At 41.8% G+C, this 5,807-nt stretch carries 5 protein-coding genes; 3 read left to right on the top strand and 2 right to left on the bottom strand.

The features are described from left to right. Nucleotides 1-1,383 (top strand): hypothetical protein (locus F6K13_RS15255; RefSeq protein WP_287287785.1); only part of this gene is annotated, 1,383 nt, incomplete at its 5' end. A 164-nt stretch (nucleotides 1,384-1,547) separates the two neighbouring features. Here the strand turns inward: F6K13_RS15255 and F6K13_RS15250 are convergent. Next, nucleotides 1,548-1,742, bottom strand: coding sequence for a hypothetical protein (locus F6K13_RS15250; protein ID WP_287287784.1), 195 nt, complete (start codon nucleotides 1,740-1,742; stop codon nucleotides 1,548-1,550). Beyond that, complete coding sequence (locus F6K13_RS15245) at nucleotides 1,726-2,826, bottom strand: CAP domain-containing protein (protein WP_287243765.1); 1,101 nt, start codon at nucleotides 2,824-2,826, stop codon at nucleotides 1,726-1,728. The genes F6K13_RS15250 and F6K13_RS15245 overlap by 17 nt, the downstream gene beginning before the upstream one ends. Nucleotides 2,827-3,681: 855 nt before the next feature. On the opposite strand from F6K13_RS15245, the gene rd reads away from it, so the two are divergent. Then, the gene (rd, locus tag F6K13_RS15240) at nucleotides 3,682-3,846 is read left to right on the top strand and encodes a rubredoxin (RefSeq protein ID WP_124147081.1); all 165 of its coding nucleotides are present in this window, start codon (nucleotides 3,682-3,684) and stop codon (nucleotides 3,844-3,846) included. 341 nt (nucleotides 3,847-4,187) lie between these two features. Then, nucleotides 4,188-5,423 carry an NAD(P)/FAD-dependent oxidoreductase gene (locus tag F6K13_RS15235; protein WP_124147082.1) on the top strand — a complete coding sequence of 412 codons (1,236 nt, stop codon included), beginning with the start codon at nucleotides 4,188-4,190 and terminating at the stop codon, nucleotides 5,421-5,423. Nucleotides 5,424-5,807: the final 384 nt, after the last annotated feature.

The raw sequence follows: 5,807 nt of genomic DNA, 5'->3' as shown, positions 1-5,807 counted from the left end.
AGTGCAGCAGATTTAGTCAACGTAGCTATTGCTGATAGTGACCAAACCGACCCTAAAACCGATGATGAAAAAGTTGATGTCCTGGAAGATGCAGATTTCTTACTGCTCAAAGAAGCTGATGTTAGTGAAGTGGATGAAGTTGGAGAAGTTATTACTTACATATATACGGTAACTAACAGTGGCAACCAAACTTTAACTGGGTTTACTCTCAGCGACGATAACTTCACTCCTGACGATCTTACTGATGATTTTTTCCCAACTCTTACGAATAATGGTAATGGGGATAATAACTTAGATGTAGGTGAAACCTGGAAATACACCGCAACCTACACAGTCACTCAAGCAGATTTCGATAGTGGCTTAGATTTAGTTAACGTCGCAACTGGTGATACTGACCAAACCGAACCTAAGACTGATGATGAAACCGTTGATGTAGTCCAAAATCCTAGCATTACCCTTGAGAAAGTAACCACCGATGGAGTTGTTACAGGCGATAATATTGGGGTTTCCGCAGGAGAGTCGATCTCTTGGATTTACACAGTAACTAATGATGGTAACTTGAACCTTTCCAATATTAATCTTATCGACGATCCACAAGGTGTGATTACCAATCTAGTTGTTGACGGTGATGGTGATGCTATTCTCGCTCCCAATGAAACCTGGATTTACGAATTAACCGGAACTGCCATCACTGGCAGCTATCAAAACCTCGGAACAGTCACAGGCGACCACTCCAACGGTCAAGGTCAAGTTGAAGCTACTGACCCCAGTTCCTACACGGGAATTGAAGGCCCAGGAGTTCGCACACCAGGATTCTGGGTGAACTGGACTGAAGTTTGGGATGGCAACCCGGAAAATGACAGTCGCTTTGCAGAACGTTCTGGTTTCCCATCAGGAGACCTTTTGTTAGCACCTTATTCAGCATCTGAGCAAGCACCACAGGTACTCGATCCAGTAAGTGGAACGTACCAGACAGGACTTCTTGTGGGTGACTACAACCGGAATGGTATTACCGATGAGAGTGAAAGCACTATATTCTACAGTCTCAACGAAGCCAAATCTATTCTTGCTGCCAAGCAAAAAGAGCAGAAAAACGACAAGCGGTACACTCTCGATCGCTCCTTAGTTGCTTCTTGGTTGAATTTCACTGCTTTTAACCCAGCACCAACAGATGATATCGATAATGGTATTGCGTGGATTCAGGAGCATACACCAGATGAAAATTTGGATGGTATTGGTGACGGAGACCTCATCCTAGAGGCATCAACTTATGCTGTTCCAGCTAATTCTGATTTCTGGACTGAATCTAATCCAATTGTGCCTAATGGCGGTGAATTAATTCACACTGCTCTAGACGATTACAACAATAATGGTCTTTTCTAAATCTATTCAGATTTTCTAGATTGAGGCGATCGATTCTGGGTAACGACTTCTGATATTAGAGGAAGTCGTTACTTTTGTTATTTGACACTCCATGGACTAAAGTCGTGTGGATTTTTCAGAGGAGCTTTCTATCGGGTTAAAACCACGATTTCCAAATTGCTCGTTTACGAAGTATGCCGCTCCGGCACCAACATATCTTGCTGCAGTTTAGAAACAAACACCAGTAAATGGGATAGAGGCAATAATTGAAAATACTTCAAGATACCCAATCTCCCCATCTCCCCATCTCCCCATCTCCCCATCTCCCCATCTCCCCATCTCCCCATCTCCCCATCAACCCATCTAAAAAGATGTTCCAAATACTTGTGTCCAATAATGGTTGAAATTAACGCTACCAGTATCGTTTTCCAAGAAATAGTAACCAACACCAATTTCCTGCAAATTTGGATCTAGAATGTTGGCGCGATGTCCGGGACTATTCATCCATCCTTCTACTACCTCCTCCGGTGTCAAATACCCTACCGCAATATTTTCTGCCCAAGCTGAAAAATCATAACCTGTAGCTTCAATACGATCGCCTGCTGAAGAACCATCTAACCCTGTATGCTCGAAAAAATCTTGCAGTGCCATATTCTCTGTGTGAGTTTGCGCCGCCTGACCTAATAATGGATCTGTACTCAGGGGAGACAAACCCAACTGAGTGCGCTCTTGGTTGGTCAGTTCGACAACTCTATTAATGAAATTTTGATTATCTGTTTCAGTATTTGAAGAGGGTTCAAATAAGAAATTGGCACTGCTGAGACTCCCTACAGATACATTATTTACTTGCGCTATAGTTTCTCCAGTGAGGCGATCAATAATCACCGTGTTTTGCTGACTACTTTGTAAACTAATATTGTCAAAACTTAAACCATCGGGTAGTTGAATTATATCGATACCATTTTCAAAGTCAGCTATTTCATCCACACCTGCACCATTTTCTAAGACAAATACATCGCTACCTGCTCCACCATTGAGAGTATCTTGTCCCAAACCACCACTGAGAGTATCATTATCCCGATCGCCAAATAAAATATCATTGCCCCCATCCCCAAAGAGGCGGTCGTTATTTTTGCCTCCAAATAAACTATCCCCACCATTGCCCCCTCTAACAACATCAGCTTCGCGATCGCCACGAACTAAGTCGTTACCATTGCCACCTTCTACTGTATCATTGTCTTTCCCACCCATTAAAGTATCGTTGCCTCCCCCCCCAATAAGGCTATCTTCACCCCGGTTTCCCAGGATGAATTCCGAGTCTGAAGACCCCGTAACTGTATCGTTGCCACTAAGAGCAGCTAACCCATCGGGAAAATTAGCGAGTTCTCCAGGAGAAAGAGCGATCGCTTCTGTATTATCGGTGGCGAGCAAGTTATTACCATTGGGCGTGAGTTCAGTTTCCATTTGTTACCTATTTTATTAGTTTTTTTTTATTTAGACAGGACTTACGCAGAACCGTTATATCTAGTAGGGGAGAATGCCATTCACCCCCTACAGATAGGCATTTACCCCCTACGGATAGCGTATTGTCTAATAATTTGCGTAAGTCCTGTTAGAATTAAATTCTGGTCAAAGCTGATTTAATTTAACAATTAGTAATTGTTGCAAATTCAAATTAAATTCATACATCTACCTGTAAAAACACATATTTAGATATCTTGAAGAAAAGAGTCAGAAGACAGTAGTAAAAATTACCCTTCATCTCCCATTTTTCAGATAGATAGGACTTACGCAAAATACGAAATTATACACCATTTGTAGGGGCGAACAGCGGTTCACCCTATATGTGGTGGTTATGCGTAAATCCTGATAGATAAACCACAAAGCCAAAACTACAATTAACAGTACAGACATTCCGGAAAACATTCTTGCTTTGGTCTACTTTGACCGAAGTGAGTAAAAGACCATCAAAAAGTGGTGGTGGTGCATAGTAATGGTAGAGATAGTGTGAGGAGTTTGGGGACCCACCCCTAACCACTCCTGGGAGGGGAATGTGGGGAGTTTTGGAAGAAATTAAAAAATATATCTCTTCTAGACATCTCCTCCAAAAGAGGAAATAGGGAATAGGGAATAGGTATGGAGGGGGAAAGAACTGATAATTTCTGTACGATAATTGATTTGATTTTTGATTTTTACCAGATGTCTATTACGCGAGCAGGACAACCCAAAAAGTTAACAAAACTTTGCAATCTGACAGTGGAACCTCTAACCCACAAGCTTGTAAAATCCAGGTGAACTATTAGAGAGGAATAGATTAAAATGAAAAAATATGTCTGTAATGCTTGTGGATATATATATGACCCAGAAGAAGGAGACGAAGATTCAGGAATAGCAGCAGGAACAGCTTTTGAAGACATTCCTGATGATTGGGTTTGCCCAGTTTGCGAGGTTGGTAAAGATGATTTTGAACCAGTAGAGGAGTAACTAATAAACCTCTCCGGAAAAGAGGGAGTAGGAAGTAGGGAGGTTGCATGCAACGTCCGTACAGAGTAGAGGGAAAGAATTGATGATTTATCTGCGATAATTGATTTTATTTTTTATTATTGGAGATGTCTAATATGTATAAAATGTTGGGGTTGGTGATTTGAGCTATGATATCGTGTCCGGATAAGAGCGCCATAGAACTCAGTTCCGCTTACACGTTAACATGCGTTGTGCGCCAGCAAACAAAAAACTTTCTCCTTCTACTCCTCTTTCTTCCCTCCTAACTCCTGACTCCTAAGTAATCAAGATTAATATCATATACTAATTCAGCAACACCTAAAATGTCTTTCCCACCTCTTAAAATTGTAGTTGTAGGTGGGGGAGCGGCAGGTTTTTTTGGAGCGATCGCCTGCAGCACCCCCCACACTGATGTCACCATCTTAGAAGCAGGGCGACAAACTCTGGCTAAAGTTCGTATATCTGGCGGTGGTCGTTGCAATGTTACTCACGCCTGTTTCGACCCAGGAATTTTTGTTCAAAATTACCCCAGGGGAAGTAAAGCGCTTCGGGGTGCATTTAGTCAATTTCAGGCTCGTGATACTGTGGAATGGTTTACTGCGAGGGGCGTACAGTTAAAAACAGAAGCAGATGGACGGATGTTTCCCACTACTAATGATTCTGCTACAATTGTTGAGTGTTTAACTAGGGTCGCATTAGACCGAGGTGTGAATATTCGCACGGGTGCAGCAGTGGTTTCTTTAGCACGAAAGTCAACGGTGGGGGATAATAATTTATTTGAAATCAGATTAAAATCGGGAGAAATTGTGGAATGCGATCGCCTGCTTCTAGCAACTGGTAGTAGTCCTCTTGGTCATCGTTGGGCAAAAGCATTGGGTCATCAGGTTGCGGCACCTGTACCTTCTCTATTTACTTTCAAGATTTCTGACCGACGTTTCCAAGGGTTGGCAGGTATTTCGGTTGAGAATGTTTGTTTACAACTGCCGATGGCTAAATTAAAACAGATAGGACCTGTACTTCTGACTCACTGGGGTTTAAGTGGTCCGGCAATTTTGAAATTATCCGCCTGGGGTGCAAGATTTCTCCATGAAAATGACTATCAAGCTAATTTATTGATTAATTGGTTATCCCACCTTAACTCAGAAGATATAAGAACACAGTTATTAGCACTTAAAACTCAGGAAAAGAAAGCGATCGTTAATAGTTGTCCGTTTTCTCTACCGCGCCGTTTGTGGGAAAGTTTAATTATTGCCGCGGATATTGACCCGCAAAAACGTTGGGGGGAGTTATCAAAGAAAGCTATTAACAAGTTGATTTTAGAATTAACTCAAGGTAAATATCAAGTTCAGGGTAAAGGGGTTTTTAAGGAAGAGTTTGTTACTTGTGGTGGGGTGAATTTGAAAGAAATTAATTTTAAAACTATGGAAAGTCGTTGTTGTCAGGGATTATATTTTGCTGGTGAAATATTGGATATTGATGGAGTTACAGGAGGCTTTAATTTTCAAAGCGCATGGACAACTGGATGGTTAGCAGGTCAAGGGATGAAGGGGAGGGAGTAGGGAGTGGGGAGTGGGGGAGATTTTTAAGATTTGACACGGAGACGCGGTGACACGGGGACGCGGAGAGGGGAGTGTGGGGAGTGGAGGAAGAAATTAAAAATATATATTTTCACCATTACGCGAGATTGTCCTTACAAATTTTGGTCTGGAGTTTAGGCTTTCTTACGGTATTTTTGTACTACATTTTGAAGTGCGGAATGTGGGTTAAATAGGCAGTATTAATACTACCTATTTTATTTGCAAGCTGTTACGACTATTTATATCATGTCCGGTAGCATCGGTCTTGTATAGCAAAGGTAAGGAAGAAGGAAGAAGGAAGAAGAAAGAGGGAAGAGGGAAGAAGGCTACCCTCGCAAGAAAAAACCATCATTTCCTGTAGATATT

This window comes from Okeania sp. SIO2B9 (assembly GCF_010672505.1).
Lineage (GTDB): Bacteria > Cyanobacteriota > Cyanobacteriia > Cyanobacteriales > Microcoleaceae > Okeania > Okeania hirsuta.
Note: the sequence above shows the minus strand (reverse complement) of the source record. Positions and strands in the feature narration are given on the sequence as shown.

Bases quoted from the DNA above. Each gene is read 5' to 3' on its own strand.
- F6K13_RS15245 (WP_287243765.1), bottom strand. From the start codon at position 2,826: ATGGAAACTGAACTCACGCCCAATGGTAATAACTTGCTCGCCACCGAT.
- rd (WP_124147081.1), top strand. From the start codon at position 3,682: ATGAAAAAATATGTCTGTAATGCTTGTGGATATATATATGACCCAGAA.
- F6K13_RS15235 (WP_124147082.1), top strand. From the start codon at position 4,188: ATGTCTTTCCCACCTCTTAAAATTGTAGTTGTAGGTGGGGGAGCGGCA.